This is a genomic window from Methylorubrum rhodinum, from assembly GCF_014199935.1.
Lineage (GTDB): Bacteria > Pseudomonadota > Alphaproteobacteria > Rhizobiales > Beijerinckiaceae > Methylobacterium > Methylobacterium rhodinum.
Window position 1 is genome coordinate 1 of sequence record NZ_JACHOP010000005.1, and the last position, 16430, is coordinate 16430.

At 72.5% G+C, this 16430-nt stretch carries 19 protein-coding genes; 8 read left to right on the forward strand and 11 right to left on the reverse strand.

The features are described 5' to 3' along the window. Nucleotides 1–130 precede the first annotated feature (130 nt). On the reverse strand, nucleotides 131–1525 hold the full coding sequence (locus HNR00_RS07700; protein ID WP_183567413.1) for an aminotransferase-like domain-containing protein: 1395 nt from the start codon (nucleotides 1523–1525) through the stop codon (nucleotides 131–133). Nucleotides 1526–1657: 132 nt separating this feature from the next. Between HNR00_RS07700 and HNR00_RS25770 the strand changes: the two genes are divergently transcribed. The 3 genes from HNR00_RS25770 to HNR00_RS07705 are packed head-to-tail and all read left to right on the forward strand — an operon-like array spanning nucleotide 1658 to nucleotide 2873. After that, nucleotides 1658–1789 carry a hypothetical protein gene (locus tag HNR00_RS25770; protein WP_281383295.1) on the forward strand — a complete coding sequence of 44 codons (132 nt, stop codon included), beginning with the start codon at nucleotides 1658–1660 and terminating at the stop codon, nucleotides 1787–1789. Nucleotides 1790–1845: 56 nt separating this feature from the next. Then, the gene (locus HNR00_RS25775; RefSeq protein ID WP_281383297.1) at nucleotides 1846–1971 is read left to right on the forward strand and encodes a hypothetical protein; all 126 of its coding nucleotides are present in this window, start codon (nucleotides 1846–1848) and stop codon (nucleotides 1969–1971) included. A gap of 14 nt (nucleotides 1972–1985) precedes the next feature. Beyond that, the gene (locus tag HNR00_RS07705; RefSeq protein WP_183567416.1) at nucleotides 1986–2873 is read left to right on the forward strand and encodes a DMT family transporter; all 888 of its coding nucleotides are present in this window, start codon (nucleotides 1986–1988) and stop codon (nucleotides 2871–2873) included. Nucleotides 2874–2882: 9 nt separating this feature from the next. On the opposite strand, the gene HNR00_RS07710 is transcribed toward HNR00_RS07705, so the two are convergent. Next, nucleotides 2883–3269 carry a hypothetical protein gene (locus tag HNR00_RS07710; protein WP_183567419.1) on the reverse strand — a complete coding sequence of 129 codons (387 nt, stop codon included), beginning with the start codon at nucleotides 3267–3269 and terminating at the stop codon, nucleotides 2883–2885. Between the two features lies 1 nt (nucleotide 3270). Then, a complete protein-coding gene (locus tag HNR00_RS07715) occupies nucleotides 3271–4170 on the reverse strand; it encodes an RgsD C-terminal domain-containing protein (protein WP_183567422.1) in 900 nt (299 codons plus the stop codon). Nucleotides 4171–4276: 106 nt separating this feature from the next. Between HNR00_RS07715 and HNR00_RS07720 the strand changes: the two genes are divergently transcribed. Both HNR00_RS07720 and HNR00_RS07725 read left to right on the forward strand, forming a co-directional pair. Beyond that, nucleotides 4277–4864 (forward strand): nitroreductase family protein, encoded by a 588-nt coding sequence (locus HNR00_RS07720; RefSeq protein ID WP_183567425.1) that lies wholly within the window; start codon nucleotides 4277–4279, stop codon nucleotides 4862–4864. A 10-nt stretch (nucleotides 4865–4874) separates the two neighbouring features. After that, the gene (locus tag HNR00_RS07725) at nucleotides 4875–5486 is read left to right on the forward strand and encodes a flavin reductase family protein (protein WP_183567428.1); all 612 of its coding nucleotides are present in this window, start codon (nucleotides 4875–4877) and stop codon (nucleotides 5484–5486) included. A 245-nt stretch (nucleotides 5487–5731) separates the two neighbouring features. On the opposite strand, the gene HNR00_RS07730 is transcribed toward HNR00_RS07725, so the two are convergent. From HNR00_RS07730 to HNR00_RS07745, 4 genes are all read right to left on the reverse strand, one after another. Continuing rightward, nucleotides 5732–5956 (reverse strand): hypothetical protein, encoded by a 225-nt coding sequence (locus HNR00_RS07730; RefSeq protein ID WP_183567432.1) that lies wholly within the window; start codon nucleotides 5954–5956, stop codon nucleotides 5732–5734. Nucleotides 5957–6162: 206 nt separating this feature from the next. Beyond that, nucleotides 6163–6750: a glutathione S-transferase family protein gene (locus tag HNR00_RS07735; RefSeq protein ID WP_183567435.1), complete on the reverse strand. Its 588-nt coding sequence runs from the start codon at nucleotides 6748–6750 to the stop codon at nucleotides 6163–6165. A 74-nt stretch (nucleotides 6751–6824) separates the two neighbouring features. Next, nucleotides 6825–7031 carry a hypothetical protein gene (locus HNR00_RS07740; protein WP_183567439.1) on the reverse strand — a complete coding sequence of 69 codons (207 nt, stop codon included), beginning with the start codon at nucleotides 7029–7031 and terminating at the stop codon, nucleotides 6825–6827. 21 nt (nucleotides 7032–7052) lie between these two features. Next, nucleotides 7053–7664 carry an aldolase/citrate lyase family protein gene (locus HNR00_RS07745; RefSeq protein WP_183567442.1) on the reverse strand — a complete coding sequence of 204 codons (612 nt, stop codon included), beginning with the start codon at nucleotides 7662–7664 and terminating at the stop codon, nucleotides 7053–7055. Nucleotides 7665–7738: 74 nt separating this feature from the next. Here HNR00_RS07745 and HNR00_RS07750 point away from each other — a divergent pair, with 74 nt between their 5' ends. Together HNR00_RS07750 and HNR00_RS07755 are read left to right on the forward strand one after the other, a co-directional pair. Continuing rightward, on the forward strand, nucleotides 7739–8863 hold the full coding sequence (locus HNR00_RS07750; protein ID WP_183567445.1) for a transglycosylase SLT domain-containing protein: 1125 nt from the start codon (nucleotides 7739–7741) through the stop codon (nucleotides 8861–8863). After that, on the forward strand, nucleotides 8860–10545 hold the full coding sequence (locus HNR00_RS07755) for a DUF2336 domain-containing protein (protein WP_183567448.1): 1686 nt from the start codon (nucleotides 8860–8862) through the stop codon (nucleotides 10543–10545). Before HNR00_RS07750 ends, HNR00_RS07755 begins: the two co-directional genes overlap by 4 nt. Nucleotides 10546–10638: 93 nt before the next feature. On the opposite strand, the gene HNR00_RS07760 is transcribed toward HNR00_RS07755, so the two are convergent. The 4 genes from HNR00_RS07760 to HNR00_RS07775 all read right to left on the reverse strand — a co-directional run bounded on the left by HNR00_RS07760 (nucleotide 10639) and on the right by HNR00_RS07775 (nucleotide 14521). Continuing rightward, entirely contained in the window at nucleotides 10639–12039 is a 1401-nt protein-coding gene (locus HNR00_RS07760; RefSeq protein ID WP_376770364.1) for a UdgX family uracil-DNA binding protein, read from the reverse strand. A 191-nt stretch (nucleotides 12040–12230) separates the two neighbouring features. Next, nucleotides 12231–13442, reverse strand: a complete 1212-nt coding sequence (locus HNR00_RS07765) for a putative DNA modification/repair radical SAM protein (protein ID WP_183567454.1) — start codon at nucleotides 13440–13442, stop codon at nucleotides 12231–12233. Between the two features lie 100 nt (nucleotides 13443–13542). Continuing rightward, complete coding sequence (locus tag HNR00_RS07770) at nucleotides 13543–13974, reverse strand: OsmC family protein (protein ID WP_183567457.1); 432 nt, start codon at nucleotides 13972–13974, stop codon at nucleotides 13543–13545. An 82-nt stretch (nucleotides 13975–14056) separates the two neighbouring features. Continuing rightward, the gene (locus HNR00_RS07775; protein ID WP_183568210.1) at nucleotides 14057–14521 is read right to left on the reverse strand and encodes a RecX family transcriptional regulator; all 465 of its coding nucleotides are present in this window, start codon (nucleotides 14519–14521) and stop codon (nucleotides 14057–14059) included. 237 nt (nucleotides 14522–14758) lie between these two features. Between HNR00_RS07775 and HNR00_RS07780 the strand changes: the two genes are divergently transcribed. Next, the gene (locus tag HNR00_RS07780) at nucleotides 14759–16174 is read left to right on the forward strand and encodes a TAXI family TRAP transporter solute-binding subunit (protein ID WP_183567461.1); all 1416 of its coding nucleotides are present in this window, start codon (nucleotides 14759–14761) and stop codon (nucleotides 16172–16174) included. Nucleotides 16175–16430 lie beyond the last annotated feature (256 nt).

Here is a 16430-nt window from a genome sequence, read left to right on the forward strand (position 1 = left end):
GCCCTCATGCGGCGCCTCATCGTCATCGCAAACGCGCGCCTGCGCGACGCCTTCGCCGAAAAACGACAGGTCGCCACGAACTGAGTTGATGACGGGGGAGGATCGTTCGGCTGCATCGGCGACTTCCACCTCACCCCGCCATCGCCCGCTCCAACTCCGAAAACACCCGCGGCTCGGCGCATTGGCCGACGTTGAATCGCAGATAATCCCCCGCGCCCTGGCTCAGTGAAAAGACATTGCCCGGCGCCAGTACGACGCCCCGCGCCAGCGCCCGGCGGGAGATGTCGGCGGCATCCAGCCCGTTCGGCAGGCGCGCCCACAGGAACATGCCCCCCGTGGGCACGAACGGCACGGTGAGCCCGGCCTCCGCCAACCGTCGCACCACCCGGCCGCGCTGGTCGGCGAGCCGCGTGCGGAGCGCATCGAGGTGATGGCGGTAGCTGCCCTCGGCGAGGAAGCGGTGGATCGTCGCCGCCGCGAGGTGCCCGTCGCTCAATGACACCGCGAGCTTGAGATCGACCAGCCGCTCGACCCAGTCGCCGCGGAGCGCCACGACGCCGGCCCGCACCCCGGTCGAGAGCGTCTTCGAGAAGCCACTGACATGGATCACCCGGTCGAGCCCGTCGAAGCCCGCGAGCCGCGGCCCCGGCTCGACCTCGAAATCGGCATAGGCGTCGTCCTCGACGATCAGGGTGCCGTGCACCTCGGCGAGCCGCAGGATGCGGTGGACCACCATCGGCGTGAGGCTCGCACCCGTCGGGTTGTGCAAGCCGGAATTGGTGACGTAGAGCCGCGGCTTGTATTCGGTCAGCACCCGCTCGAAGGCGACGAGATCGGGCCCCTCCGGCCCGAACGGCACGCCGACCATCCGCAGGCGGTGGGCGCGGGCGAGCGCCTGGAAGCTGAAATAGCAGGGATCGTCGAGCAGCACCGTGTCGCCGGGCTCGGTGAGGAAGCGCAGGGTCAGGTCGAGCGCCTGCGTGGTCGAATCGGTCAGCACGAGCTGGTCGGGATGTGCCAGGATGCCGCGCTCGGTCAGCCGCCGCGCCATGAGCTGGCGCAACGGCGCGTGCCCCTGCGGCGTGTCGTAGAACAGCACCGCCTCGCTGCGCCGCGCCACCTGCCGCAGGGCCCGGCGCAAAGCGTCTTCCGGAAGCCAGTCCGGCGGAAGCCAGCCGCAGCCGGGCTTGAGATGGTCGGGGCCCGCCTCCAGCGATTGCCGGGTGATCCAGACGGGGTCCACCGCCCGGTCGAGGCGGGGCCCGAGCGCCGTGAGGCAAAGCGGCTCGGCCCGCGCCGCGACGTAGAAGCCCGAGCCCGGCCGCGAGACGATCGCTCCTTGCGCCGCCAGCCGGTCGTAGGCCTCGACCACGGTCGATTTCGACACCGCCATGCTCTCGGCGAACGCCCGCACCGAGGGCAGCCGGGCGCCGGGCCCGAGCGCGCGGCTCTGGATGCGCGCCTCGATCGCCCGCATCACCGCCTCGACCCGGCTCAAACCGACGTCCCGCGGCAGCTCCGTCATGGCCGATCCTCCAAACCGTACCGGCGGATGTCCCGGACAGTTCATCGGAATTGTACTGCAATCGTCCCTGTCGGGACAGGCCGGCGGCCGGCATATCGGGGCCGCATCCTCGAAACCCGACAGGAGAGACCCATGACCTTCACCGAAGACGTCGCCGCCCAGAAGAGCGGATCGCTCGCCTTCCTCGCCCGCCGCGTCCGCGATGCGATCGTGCTCGCCGCCGGCGCCGCACTCGCCCTGCCGCTGATCGTGCCGTTCGCGTGAGGGCGCTCGGCGTCGCGCCGTGAAGCCGTGACTTCGAGCTGGGAAGGGCAGGACATATGGACGATCGCTTCCGGTCCCAGCCCGCCGTCGCGGCGGACTGGCGCGCTTTCGGTGCCCGCGACGCGATCGTCTTCGGCGTCGGCTTTCTTCTGGCCCTCCTGCTGTTCGCCCCGTCCTCATGAACCGCGAGCGGGCGATGAACGGGCCGCCGCTCGCTTCCGCCTACGCGGGAGCCGGCACCCCGGCCTGGGTCGACGGGCTGATCGGCGTGGCGATCTTCAGCGGATCGCTGCCCGCGACGCGCATCGCGCTGACCGGATTCGACCCGCTGTTCCTCACGCTGGCCCGCGGCGCGCTCGCCGGCCTCGCCTCGGCGGCCCTGCTCGCCGCCGTTCGACCCAAACTGCCGGAGCGGAGCGATGTCGCCGCCTTCGGCGTGTTGTCGCTCTGCGTGGTGCTGGCCTTTCCGCTGCTGACGGCGTTCGCCCTGATGCGGGTCGAATCCGCCCACGCCATCGTCTTCATCGGCCTGCTGCCGCTCGCCACCGCGGGCTTCGGCGCGCTGCGCGCCGGTGAGCGCCTGTCGCGCCGTTTCTGGCTGTTTGCGTGCCTGGGCAGCGCCATCGTCGCGGGCTTCGCGCTCCGCGACGGGCTGACGCTCGAGGCCGCCGACCTCTTGATGCTACTCGCCATCCTGGCGGGCGGGCTCGGCTATGCCGAGGGCGGGCGCCTGTCGCGGCGGCTCGGCGGCTGGCCGGTGATCGCCTGGGCGAACGTCGCGGCGCTGCCCGTCACCCTGCCGCTGGCGTGGTGGCTCGCGCCGCCGGGCGTGTCCGGGATTCCGGCCGGGGCTTGGGCCGGGCTCGGCTACGTCGCGCTGTTTTCCATGCTGATCGGCTTCGTGTTCTGGAACCGGGGGCTCGCCCGCGGCGGCATCGCGGCGGTGGGCCAGCTCCAGCTGCTCCAGCCCTTCCTCGGGCTGGCGCTCGCCGCGCTGCTGCTCGGCGAGCGGATCGAGCCCGCCATGGTGATCGCCGCGCTCGCCGTGGTGGCCTGCGTCGCGGGCGCGCGCCGGGCGGCGTGAGACGGGGCCTCACCCCTCGGCGCAGTTCGCCTCGTACAGCGCCTTCGCCCGCTGCATCGCCTTGAAGGCGGCGGGGCTCCCTGGGCTGCGCAGTTCCGGCCCCTCCGGCAGGCGCCCGAGGAAGTTTTCGGAGAGGTCGGCGACGAAGGGCTGGGGCCCGGTATAGGTGCCCATGCGGTTGCGCAGATCGACGCTGCCGCAGAGCGCCCCGGCGCGGCCCTTGCGCAGGCCCGAGACCCGCGCCTCCGGGTCGCGCATCTGCCGCCCGATCAACGCGATGACCGTGCCCGCGGTGTCAACGCCGAGGCTCGCGTCCGAGCCGTCCACGACGGTCTGCGCCTGCGCGGCGGAGGCCAGAAGCGGGAGCGCCGCGAGGGCGGCCATCCGTCGGCGCATCTCAGCCCGCCTTCGCCAGCACTTCGACGTCGCGGTCCATGCCGCTCTCGACCTTGAACTCGCGGGTATAGACCTGCCCGTCGTGGCGGGCGATCAGCACGTAGTCGCCTTCCGCCAGCGTCACAGAGGGGAAGGCGCCGATCGCCTCGCGGATCGTGTCGCCGCCCGGCGTCAGCACGCTGAAGGCGGTGCCGGCGAAGGCCTCGGTGCCGGGGGCGGCGACGAGCTTGAGGGTCACGGTCGCGGCGCGGTGGTTGAGGGTGGCGTCGGTGATCTTGCCGGTCTCGACCTTGAGGTCGGCGCGCTGGATCGCGTTCGACTCGCCGTAGTTCGACACCACGTGGTAGACGCCCTCGGGCAGGCGCACGATCTCGCCGGCCTTGATGCCGCTGCGCACGAGGCGCCCCTCGGAATTGGTGCCGGCCGGCACGAAGACCGAGAAGGCGAGCTGGTTCGGCACGATCTTCTGGTCGCCGATGGCGCCCGAGAGCTTGAGCGCGCCGGCGGCCACCTTGAGCTGCTCGCTCAGCGGCTGACCCGACAGCGTGACGCGCTTCGAGGCGCTGGCATAGCCGTAGGTCACCGTCGCCACGTAGGAGCCGGCCGGCAGCTTCAGGGTCGGCGCGGGCTCGTTCGAGCGGGCGACGATGACGGGCCGCCCGGTCTCGCCCTTGTCCTCGAAGATGCGCCAGCTCAAGCCCGAGCGCACCGGCTGGTTGGCGCCGACGAAGCTCGCCGAGAGCGACAGGTCCGAATCGGCCTCCGGCACCGGCGGCGGCAGCATCGGCGAGGTGATGCCGGGCGACGGGAGGCTGGGGCCGAACGGATCCTGCGCGGGGGCGGCGGTGGAACTCGCACCGAGAAGCACCGTCGCCCAGGTGATCCGGCACCCGCGTCCCATCGTCCCGTTCCCCTGCACGAAGCCCCCGAATGACCCTCGGCTCTTGAAACCCGACCGTGGCGGCGGCAAGGCCAGATCACCTTCGGCCCGAGCCCGCGGATTGTCCATGGCCTCCTCCCCTGCGACTCAAGACGCCCGCACCCACGACCTGCTGCGCACCCGCCGCTCGGTGCCGCCGATCAACCTCGACGGGCCCGGCCCCTCGCCGGAGGAACTCGGGTCCTGGCTCGCCATCGCGGCGCGCGTGCCCGACCACGGCAAGCTCGCCCCCTGGCGCTTCCTCGTGATCGAGGGCGAGGCGCGCCACCGCCTCGGCGAGGTCATCGCCCGCACCCATGCGGCGGATTTTCCCGATGCCGACGCCAAGCGCCTCGATCTGGAGCGGGGGCGCCTCGCCCACGCACCGCTCGTGGTCGCGGTCGTCTCGAGGGCCGGCCCCCATGTGAAAATTCCGGAATGGGAGCAGGTGCTGTCGGCGGGCGCCGTGTGCATGAACTTCGTCGTGGCGGCCAATGCCGCGGGCTACGCCACCGCGTGGCTGACCGAGTGGTTCGCCTACGACCGGCGCGTGCTGGACGCGCTCGGGCTCGATCCGGCCGAGCGGATCGCCGGCTTCATCCATGTCGGGCGCGCCCGCGAGGTGCCCTCCGACCGGCCGCGGCCCGACCTCGCGCAGCTCGTCACCCGGCTCTGAGGGCGCCGCGATGCATTACGAGGCGGACGCTCCGAGCCTGCCGCACAACCCGCTCAAGGCCATCGTCGCCCCGCGCCCGATCGGCTGGATCAGCGCCATGGACCGGCAAGGCCGCGTGAACCTCGCGCCCTACTCGTTCTTCAACGCGGTCGGCGGCGATCCCGACATGGTGATGTTCTCCTCCTCCGGCCGCAAGGACGCGATGACCTTCGCGGAGGAGGGCGGCGAGTTCGTGTGCAGCCTCGCGACCTTCGATCTGCGCGAGGCGGTCAACGCCACCTCGGCGCCGCTGCCGCGGGGCGAGAGCGAGTTCGCCTTCGCCGGCCTCACCCCGGCGCCATCCAGAAAGGTGCGCCCGCCGCGGGTGGCGGAATCGCCGGCCGCGATCGAGTGCAAGTGGCTCCAGACCGTGCCGCTGGTGCCGCTCGACGGCTCGGCGCCCAACAACTTCCTCGTGATCGGGCAGGTGGTCTCGCTCTACGTCGACGACCGCTTCGTGCGCGACGGCCGCGTCGATACCGGCGCCATGCGCCCGATCCTGCGCGGCGGCTATTTCGACTACTTCATCGCCGAGCCGGAAACCCGGTTCGAGCTGCGCCGGCCGAAGGGCGGGGGCGGCTGATGGTCTCGGCATCGGCCGCGTGCGAGCCGAAGGGGCACGATGCTCCGCATCCGGCCGCCTTCCAATCCGCACCCTCGTCCTGAGACGCGGCGCGCAGCGTCGCCCTCGAAGGAGGGCTCCAGGGATCGCACGCGAACCGGAGCCCTCCTCCGAGGCTCAGCCTCCGGCTGAGCACCTCGGGACGAGGGGGTTGGATGGGACAGCCCGGTCGAGCGGACCTCCGTGCCCGCCCGTACTCGGCGCCCTTACTCGGCGCCCTTCTTGGCGTTGTTTTCCTTGCTCTTCTGCATGTGCGCCCGCCGATTCTCCTCGAACTCATCGACCGCGGCCGGGCTCTTGCTGGCGGCAGCCGAGCCGGACTTGGCGCTCGCGGCGTCCGACTTCGAGCTCTGGGCCTGCGACGGCGTCGAGAGGATCGAGAAACCGGCGACGGCGGCGACGGCGAGCATCAGCTTGAAAGGGTGCAACATTGTTCATTCCTCCCTCATGGGCGGAACGATCATGCAGCTTCCGTGAAGTATTGCAATGAAGCGCGGCGGATATTAATTCTTCGAATGCGCTATTAATAAGTGCATTATGATGGCGTTTGCGCAGGCGAATGCTGATTTCTCCACGGCCGTCCTGCTCTTAAATCTGTGATCGGGTGCGCCGCCTGTCCGCCGGACGGGCCGGCGGATCACGCCTCGATCCCGAGCGCAGCCTCGACCCGGCCGATCCAGGCGCGCACGCCCGGATAGGACGCGAGGTCGAACCCGCCCTCGTGGGCGAGCCGGGTGTAGGCCACCAGCGCGACGTCGGCGAGGCTGATCGCCTCCCCGACGAGGACATCGCGAGAGCCGAGCGCGCCCTCCATCAGGCCGAGCGCCGCGTGGCCGCGCTCGGCCAGCTTGGGGTCGATCTCATCCTCGGGCCGGCCGAGATAGAGTCGCTGGAACCGCCGCACGGCGATGTACGGCTCGTGGCTGTACTGCTCCCAGAACAGCCATTGCCGCATCTTGGCCCGCGCGAAGTCGTCCGCCGGGATCAGCGCCGAGCCGCGGGCGAGATAGCCGATGATCGCGTTCGATTCGGAGAGGGTCCGCCCGTCCTCCAGCACCAGCGTCGGCACGCGCCTGTCCGGGTTGAGGGCGAGGAAGTCGGGCGTGCGGGTCTCGCCCTTCAGGATGTCGACCGCGCGCCAGTCGAGCGGGATGCCGAGATGGGCCGCGACCCACGCGACCTTGAGGCAATTGCCGGATTTGTCGTCGCCATAGACGGTGAGCATGAAGTGGCTACGGTTGCGGAAGGCCGTACCTGATCCGCCGTGCCGGGCGGTGGCAAGCCTGACGCTGGCAAGCCTCACACTCGGACCGGCGACGAGGCCCTCACGCCGCCGACCGGCGCGCGGGCGGCGCCCCGGTGGGCCTGCCGCATCTGCGTCCTGCGCCGATACATCGCCGCATCGGCCGCCTCCAGGGCGGTCGCCGAGGTGTCGTCGAGGACGCTGGAGGCCGTTCCGGTGCTCGCGGCGAGCGGCGACGAGGTCGGCGCGATTGCGCACGGCACGGCGTGTGCGACGGCAGGAGGTCAGAGCGCGGCGCCGGACGCGCGTTCGATCAGCAGCCCAAAACCTTCCCGCCGCGCCCGCGCGAGCGCGCGCTCGATCCCGTCCGGTCCCGCCGTCGCGAAGGCCGTGACGCCCGCCGCCGCCGCCGCGAGGCGGACCAGGGCGCGCGCCCGGTCGACCGTCTCTCCCGCCGCCTCGGCACCGAGACCCGCCGCGAGCGCGGCTTCGTCGAGCCCGAGCCCGGCGAGGCGCGGGCTCGCCCCGGCGAAGCTGCGCGCATCGAGCACGCCCGCCGCATCGGCGATCTCGGCCAGGATGCGCACGCTCCCGTCGAGCCAGCCCCGCTCGGCCTCGTGCACCGCGAGCCGCGCGCCGAGCGCCGCCACGTCGCGGCCGGAGCCGGCACGGGCGAGCAGCACCGCGTCCGGCGCCTCCGGGGGGAGCGCTGCGTCCGGACCCGCAAGGACGAGGACGAGCCAAGTCGAGCCGCCGCGCGCCCGCAGGCCGGGGGGGAGCGCGCCCTCGATCACCAGCCCGTGCGCCCCGTCGGCGTGGCCCGGCGCGGCGTCGGCGGTGCAGCGGATCGCGAGGCGCGGTGTGCAGGATCGGGAGCGGCAAGATGCGGTGATCATTCAACGTTTCTTTACCATGCGAGGCGGAAAGTCCGGCTTCGAGGGGCCGATCGCCGATCCCTGCGGACCGCGTCATGTTCCTGTTCACCAATGCTCCCGTCGGCACGCGCGAGACCGGCCCCGCCGCCTCGTCCGCGCGCCCGGCGCAGGCGGCGAGCGGCGAGGTCATCGCGGCGATCCGCGACGGGGCGCAGACCAGCGGCGTCGGCTTCGACTACCTGCTCGCCACGGCGCAGCGCGAATCGAGCCTCAACCCCACGGCCAAGGCCGGCACCTCGACGGCGACCGGCCTGTTCCAGTTCATCGAGCAGACCTGGCTCGGCGTGATGAAGAGCACGGGGGCCAAGCTCGGCCTCGGGACCTACGCCGACGCCATCACGGCGCGTTCCGACGGCACCTACACGGTGTCCGACCCGACGACGCGCCAAGCCATCCTGGATCTGCGCCGCGACCCGAAGATCTCGGCGACGATGGCCGGCGCCCTGACCCAGCGCAACCGCGAGGCGCTCGGCGCGACGCTGGGGCGCGAGCCCACCGCCGGTGACCTCTATGCCGCCCACGTGCTCGGCGCGCGCGGCGCCACCACGCTGATCGCGTCGGCGCAGGGCAGCCCGGCCCGCTCCGCCGCCCTCGACCTGCCGGAGGCGGCCGCCGCCAACCGGAGCCTGTTCTACGACCGCGCCGGGCGCCCGCGCTCGTCCTCCGAACTCTACGCGCTGCTCGCCACCGCGACCTCCGGCGCGGCGACGCCGGTCGCGACGACCGCCGGCCTCTCCGATGCGCCCACCGCCTACGCCTCGCTGGAGGGCGGTATCCGCTCGCTGTTCCAGACCGACCGGCGCCAGGGCGCGATCTCGGAGGGCGTCGCCCGGATCTGGCAGGGGCGGACGACCGGCACCGAGGCGCGGTCGAGCGCGCCGTCCTACTTCCCGCGCTCGGACGCCGCCGACGACGTCGTGCATACGGGCTCGATTCCGACCTCGCTCCCGGCCGCCTCCCAGGACGCCGCGCTCGCCGCGCCGATCGTGGTGCCGCTCCCGCCGCGCCGCCCGGCCGGCCTCGGCACCGCCGCGGCGACGCCGATGGCGCTGACCGCAGCCGACGCGGCACGGCCCTCCGAAGCGTCCGCCCCGGCGGCGCATCGGCCGAAGACCATTCTGTTCGATCTCTCCTCCTACCGCCTACGGAACGGCCCATGATCCTCCGCCAGTTCCTCGCCCTCACGCACAACGCCTCCGCCGAGCGGCGGGCCGAGGCCGCCGGCACCCTGGCCGGGGCCTATCTCGACGGCAGCCTCGGGTCCGACGCGGCCTGGGAGGCCAAGACGGCCCTGCTCGCTCTCCTCGACGATCCGGCGCTCCCCGTGCGCCGAGCGCTCGCCGAGGCCTGCGCCGATTCGGCCGCCGCGCCGCGCCCCCTCGTGGTGGCGCTCGCCTCCGACCATCCCGAGATCGCCTGCCTCGTGCTGGCGCGCTCGCCCGTACTGATGGATGCCGACCTCGTCGATTGCGTCGCCATCGGCTGCGAGGCGGCGCGCTCCGCGGTCGCCTCGCGGCCGGACCTGTCGAAGCCCGTGGCGGCCGCGCTGGCCGAGGTGGCGGGTCCTCCCTCCCTGATCGCGCTCGCGAAGAACCCGCGCGCCGCCATCGGCACCGCCGCCTTCCTGCGCATGGTCGAGCGCCACGGCGAGGACGCGGAACTGCGCCGCGCGCTGCTGGCCCGGCACGATCTCGCCATCGAGGTGCGCCACGCCGTGGTCGCGCTGCTGGCCGAGCAGCTCGCCCGCGTCGGCCAGGAGGGCGGCTGGATGAATTCCGAGCGCGGCGCCCGCGCCGCCCGCGAGGCCCGCGACTCGGCGGCGCTCGCGCTCGGCGACGAGGCCGGCGAGACCGGGCTCGGCCGCCTCGTCGCGCATCTGAGGGTCCAGGAGCAGCTCACCGCCGGGCTGATCCTGCGGGCGATCCTGTCGCTGCGCCTGCCCTTCGCCGAGGCCGCGCTCGCCGAACTCAGCGGGCTGAGCCGCGCCCGCGTCGCCGGGCTGATGTTCGAGCCGCACGGCGCCGGCTTCACCGCGCTCCACCGCCGCGCCGGCCTGCCGGCCCTGCTGCTCCCGCCGATCCAGGCGGCGCTGACCGTGTGGCGCGAGGCCGCCGACGGGCGGGGCGGCCCGAGCGGGCCGCGGCTCGCCCGCTCGATGATCGAGGCGGCGCTCACCGCCTGCGAGGACCTGCCTTTCGCCGAGGCCCGCGGCCTGATGGCGCTTCTCGCCCGCTTCGAGGCGGAGGCCGCCCGCGACGAGGCCCGCCTCTTCGCCCAGGAGCAGATCGAGGCGCATGTCCGCGAAGGGGCCGCAAATCTCCTGGCCGCGCCCGAAGCCGCGGCAGGGAGCGACGGCTGGACCGACGGCTGGACCGACACCCTGGCGCAGGCCTGGCAGGAGACCCGGGACGAGCCCGAGGCGCGGGACCTGCCGGAAGTGATCGAACTGCCCGGACCGGGCGCCGTGTCCGAGCCGGAACCGCGCGCGCCGACGACGGTCGAGGCGGGTCTACCGGATGCGGGCGCCGCCTGGCCGCTCGCCCCGCGCCCGGAGGAGCGCCTCGGCGCACCGGTCGCGGCCGAGGCGCCGTCGGCGCTTTCCGCCGAGGCGTCCGAGGCGGTCCTGGCCGGCCTCTCCGATGCCCTGATGGCGAGCTTCCTGGCCGGACGCCCGGCTCCGGCCGCCGCCCCGCTGCCGGATGTCGCCCCGGAGGTGCGTCCCGAGCCGCGTCCCTCGGCCCGCCCACGCGAGATCGCGCTCGCCGTCGCCGCCGGGATGATCCCGCAGGAACTGGTTCTGAGCTACCGCGCCGACCGCAGCCGCGAGCGGCTCGCAGCCTGACGGACACTCAACCGGCTCATCCCATCACAACCCCTCAGGACGAGGGCCGGGGTCGAAGAATCGCGGCGTCGAACCGGCTCGAAGGCCGCATGTTCAGGACGGCGCCCGCGCGAGGTCGTGCACCCGCCGCAGGTCGTGGACGAAGGCGCGGTAGGCCTCGTCCTTCGCCGCGTCGGGCAGGCGCAGCAGGTAGGACGGGTGGACGGTGATGAAGCCGCCGAACGGGCGGCCGAACTCGGCCGGGCCCCGGGCGCGGGTGATCGGGATCGATTTGCCGGTGAGCGCCAGAACCGCGGTGGCGCCGAGCGCCACCACGAGCTTCGGAGCGACGAAATCCAGCTCCCTGTCGAGCCACCAGCGGTAATGGCTGACCTCGCCGGCGGTCGGCTTCTCGTGGATGCGCCGCTTGCCGCGCAACGTGAACTTGAAGTGCTTGACCGCATTGGTGAGGTAGGCCGCCGACCGGTCGATGCCGGCCTCCTCCAGCGCGCGGGAGAGCAATTGCCCGGCCGGCCCGACGAAGGGGCGGCCCTGCCGGTCCTCCTGATCGCCGGGCTGCTCGCCGACGAAGGCGATGGCCGCGCCCACCGGCCCCTCGCCGAGCACGGCCTGGGTTGCGCCCGGCACCAGCGGCTCGGAGCGGGCGATGACGGCGTTCAGCGCCGCGAGCGACTCCGGTTCGTCCCGCGCCATCCGCTCCACCGCCCGGACCGGATCGCGCTTCTCCGGCATCGTCGGCGCTTTCTCGATCATCGCTTGGGCCCGCGCGCCTGCGGCCCGCACCAGGGCGGGAATCGCCGCGGTCTCGGGCATGTTCCGCCAGTACTTCCGGGGCATCTCGGCGCGCATCGCGTCGAGGTTCAGGCGGGCCGGGTTGAACGTGCTCTCGTAATAGTCGCGCCAGCCGGCTTCAAAACTGTCGCCCTCCGGCGCGTCCTCGCGCCGGCCCGGCGGGCCGAAGGTGAGGGCGCCGTCCCAGTGGGCGGAACCCTCCGGCGTCAGGATCGACCAGCGCAAGTTTCGGAATCGATCGACGAAGAACGGGGCCGCCGCCTCCAGGATGTGGTGGTCGGGCTCGAACCACGCGACGTAGCGCTCGGGCTCGCCCGGCACGCGGCGGAAGCGCAGGAAGGCGTGCATCTTGTGGAGGTCGCGGGCGATACCCTTGCGCATCCGGTGGAGGCGGTGGACCAGCGGATCGCTCGCCACCTCCATCAGACCACGCTCGCCGTGCAGCACGCGCCAGATCAAGGCGTAGAGCAGGCCGTAGCGCTCCGGATCGCGGTGGGGGACGACCATCGGGATCAGGTCGGTGACGGCGCGGGGCAGGGCGAGCGGCGGGGCGTCCGTGGGGGCGGTGTCGTTGCCGAACAGGCTAAGGGACTCGGTCTGCCAGACGGTTGCCTCGGGGGGCACGCCGACGGCGATCAAGCGGCGGGCGGCGGCGCGGAAGCCGGGCAGGTCGGCGCCGGGGACGAGCGTGGCGACGTGGATGCCGCCACGCAGAGACCCTCCCCCCTCTGCGGGGGAGGGTGCCCGCGGAGCGGGCGGGAGAGGGGCAGCGCGACGGTTCCGCTCTGCTGCGCTCGTCCAGCGATCTCCGGAAGCGTCGCTCCCCTCACCCGACCCGCTTCGCGGGCCACCCTCTCCCGCGGAGGGGAGAGGGTTATGAGCGTCGGCGCCCATCAAAACAGACTCAACTGCTCGGCCGGCTCCGCGAGCTTGGCCCGCAGATCCAGCCGGTCGGTCAGCGTCGTCGGCCGAAAGTCCTCGGCGATCAGGAACGGCCGCGCCCGCTTCAGCCCCGAGGTCAGCCGCGCCACGTCGTCGAGGCGCAGGCGCCCGTGCCGGCGTGCCTTGATGAGGGCGTCGACCGCCCGCGCACCGAGCCCCGGCACCCGCAGCAGCATGGTCCGGTCGGCGCGGTTCACGTCCACGGGGAAGAGGTGGCGGTTCTTGAGGGCCCAGGCGAGCTTGGGGTCGATGTCGAGGGCGAACATCCCGCCGTCCGCCGCGTTCGCCACGTCGTCGGGGGAGAACTCGTAGTACCGGATCAGCCAGTCGGCCTGATAGAGCCGGTGCTCGCGCCGCAAGGGCGGGGCCTGCGGCGGCAGCGCGGAGGAGGCGTCGGGGATCGGGCTGAAGGCGGAATAGTAGACGCGGCGAAGGCCGTAGCTCCCGTACAGGAGTGCGCTCTTGCGGATCAGCGCCTCGTCGGTGGTGGCGTCCGCGCCGACGATCACCTGCGTCGATTGCCCGGCGGGGGAGAAGCGCCGCTTCTCTTCCTTGGCCTGCGCGATGCGCTCGCCGATCTGCCCCATCGCCCCCTCGATCGCCGCGCCGTCCTTCTCCGGCGCGAGGCGGGTCAGGCTTTCCTCGGTCGGCAGTTCGAGGTTGATCGACAGCCGGTCGGCGTAGAGCCCCGCCTCCTCGATCAGCCAGGGGCTCGCCTCGGGGATCGACTTGAGGTGGATGTAGCCGCGAAACCCGTGCTCGCGCCGCAGCTTCTTGGCGACGCGGGTCAGCATCTCCATCGTGTAATCGGGCGAGCGGATGATGCCGGACGAGAGGAACAGCCCCTCGATGTAGTTGCGCTTGTAGAACTCGACCGTGAGCGTCACCACCTCCTCGACCGAGAAACGGGCGCGGGCGACGTTCGAGGAGCGCCGGTTGACGCAATAGGCGCAGTCGAACAGGCAATAGTTCGTCAGCAGGATCTTGAGCAGCGAAACGCAGCGTCCGTCCGGCGTATAGGCATGGCAGATGCCGGCCCCGGTGGTCGAGCCGAGGCCGTCGGCCCCGGCCTTGCGCTTGGGGGCGCCGGACGACGCGCAGGACGCGTCGTATTTGGCGGCGTCCGCGAGGATGCGCAGCTTGCGCGCGAGCTTGTCGTCCATCGAACGGAAGATGAACGCGGTCGCGTGAGGATCAATGCGGCGCGTTGCCTTTCGCACCGGAAAACGCCTTCCCGAGTCTCGCCCGGGAAGGCGAGACGCATCAGCCTTGGGCGAGCGTCTTGTCGAGCGTGATCTCGGCGTTCAGCAGCTTCGAGATCGGGCAGCCCTTCTCGGCGTTGCCGGCCAGCTCATCGAATTTTTGCTGATCGATGCCGGGGATGACAGCCTTCAGCGTCAGGGCCGACTTCGTCACCTTGAAGCCGTCGCCGTCCTGCACGAGAGTGACCACCGCCTTGGTGTCGAGCGAGGTCGCCTTGAGGCCCGCGCCCTGGAGCTGGAAGGCGAGCGCCATGGTGAAGCAGCCGGCATGCGCGGCGGCGATCAGCTCTTCCGGGTTGGTGCCGGGCTCGTTCTCGAAGCGCGTGTTGAAGCCGTAGGGGTTGTTCGAGAGCACGCCCGATTGGGTCGTGATCTGGCCCTTGCCGGTCTTGCCGTCGCCCTCCCAGTGGGCGCTCGCGTGGCGGTCGGTCATGCAATCGTCCTCGAAATCAGCCGCGGACCCTGCCGCGTCGGGGCGACGTGGTGCGATGTGCGAGGAAGTCGAGGGGTTTTGCCTATTCTTCCTCGTCCGTCGCGGCGCCGATCACGGCGCGGGCGAGCGCGTAGGGGAAGCCGGCCCGCGCCATGGCGGCGAGGTCGCGCTCGCGGTTGGCCTCCCGCGCGCCCGGCGGGCGGTGGGGGCCGAGGCGGCGGCGGCGGGCATAGGCCAGCGCCGCCTGACGCTCGGTGTCGGCCTCCGCGTCGGCGTCCTCGGCCTCCTGCCGCTCGTCGCTCATGGCGGCACGGATCGTGTCGGCGTCGATGCCCTTCTCGGAGAGCTTGGCCCGCGCCTGCCGGGTCGAGGCGCCGCGCCGCCGCAGGGTGGCGAGGCGGGCGGCGGCGAAGCGCGCGTCGTCGATCAGCCCGGCGCGCTGGGCGCGGGCCACCGTCTCGGCGATCAGCCCGGCATGGACGTCCGCGGCCTCGTCGCGGGAGCGGCAGCGCCGCTCGACCCGGCGGGCCAGCACCCGGCGCAGCATCTCGGAGGAGGCGCCGTAGCGGTCGAGATAGTGCAGGGCCACCCGCTCCAGCCACGCGGCCGTGACCGGCGGCTCGGGTCTTGCTTCCCGAACCTCCCGCTCAGTCCCGTGACAATTGCGTGAACCCTTCGTCGCGATCATCCGTTCTTCACGGTTCTGCCTTGGTCCTCGTCCCATGCTTGTCGGATGGATCGCTCTGGAATGCGAGGGCTGCGCCACCGTGCAGCGACCGTCCTGATGCGGCGCGAGTGGCTGTTCGTCCTGCTCGCCTTGGGTCTGGCGGCCGTCGCCGGCCTCGTCGCCTATGTATCGCGCCCCACCGTCCTCACCGTCGCCGTCGGCCCCCGCGACGGCGCCGAGGCCGCCTTGATCGAGGCCTATGCCAAGGCGCTGGTGCGCAACCACGAGGACGTGCGGCTGCAGGTCACGCCCCATGCGGACGTGCGCGACAGCGCGCTCGCCCTGCAGAAGAACCGCGCGGACCTCGCGGTGGTTCGCCCCGACGTGCTCCTGCCCGACAACGGCCTGACGCTCGCCATCCTGCACGACGAGGCGCTGATCATCGCCGCCCCTTCGGCGGCCGAGATCGAGAGCTTCTCCGACCTCTCGACGCGCCGCCTCGGCATCGTCGTGCGCCACGACGCCGACCTGCCCTTCGTGACGAACCTCCTCGATTTCTACGACTTCAAGCCCGCGACCGCGGCCGAGATCGCGGCGAGCGAGGCGCTCGGTGCCGGCCGCGTCGGGCTGGTGCCGATCAAGGCCAACGAGGTCACGCAGGCGCTGGAGGCCAAGCGGGTCGATGCGGTCGCGGTGGTCGCGAGCCCCGCCGCCAAGGTGACCCTCGGCGTGCTGCGCGCGGTCGAGGCCGCCTCGCCCGAGCGCAGGATCACCTTCGTCGGCGTGCCGGACGGCAAGGCCATCACCCAGCGCTTGCCCGAACTCCAGGTGGTCACGGTCTCGGCCGGCACCTTCGGCGGTCGGCCCAAGCGCCCGGAGGAGGATGTCGAGACGGTGGGCGTGTCCTACCGCCTGATGGCGCGGGGCGCGGTGAGCCGGGTCGCCGTGGCCTCGGTGGTGCAGCACCTGTTCGAGTGGCGCTCGCGGCTGGCCGCGCTCGCGCCCATCGCCAACGCGATGAAGCCGCCGGACTACGACACCACCGTCACGGCCACCAGCGCGCGCCTGCCCAACCACCCCGGCGCGGTCGACTATTTCGAGCGCGAGCAGCAGACCTTCCTCGACCGCTACGAGGACTGGATCTACCTGCTCGCCTTCTTCGGCGGCACGCTCGGCTCAGGGATTGCGTGGCTCGGCCAGCGCCTCGCCCGCAAAAGGCGCGAGCGCATCGACGTGGTGCTCGACCGCCTCCTCGACATCCTGGCCGAGGCCCGCGACGCGCGCGAGGTGGACAAGCTCGACGAACTGACCCGCGAGACCGACGCGCTCATCGCCGACGTGGTCCGCCACGCCCGCGAGCGCACCATCGACAGCCGGATGATCTCGGCCCTGATCCTCGCCATCGACGCGGTCAACGGCGCGCTCGACGACGGGCGGCGCGCGCTCGATCCGGGGGCGGGCGCGGGGGTGGGCGGTGGGGCGCGCTCCCGGACGGCGCGGCTGCTGTCGCTGAGCCTGCCCGCGGCGGAATAGGGCTCGGCTCGGCAGGTCGCGTGACCGCGTCCGACCCATCGCCGAGGTGGGCGAGGTCCGCTCCTGAGCGACACGGCAGGAAAGCCGGCGCCGCATCCCCGATCGCGACCGATCCGTCCCGGACGGGGATACCCGTCGGCGGTGATCACCGATTCATCGCCGCTGGCCCACGCGACGGCGCGGCGGCGGGCTTCCGCCGGACGCCCGAAACAGGATCCGTCGGTCCTGTTTCGGGCCGCTCGGTATCGGCGCATCG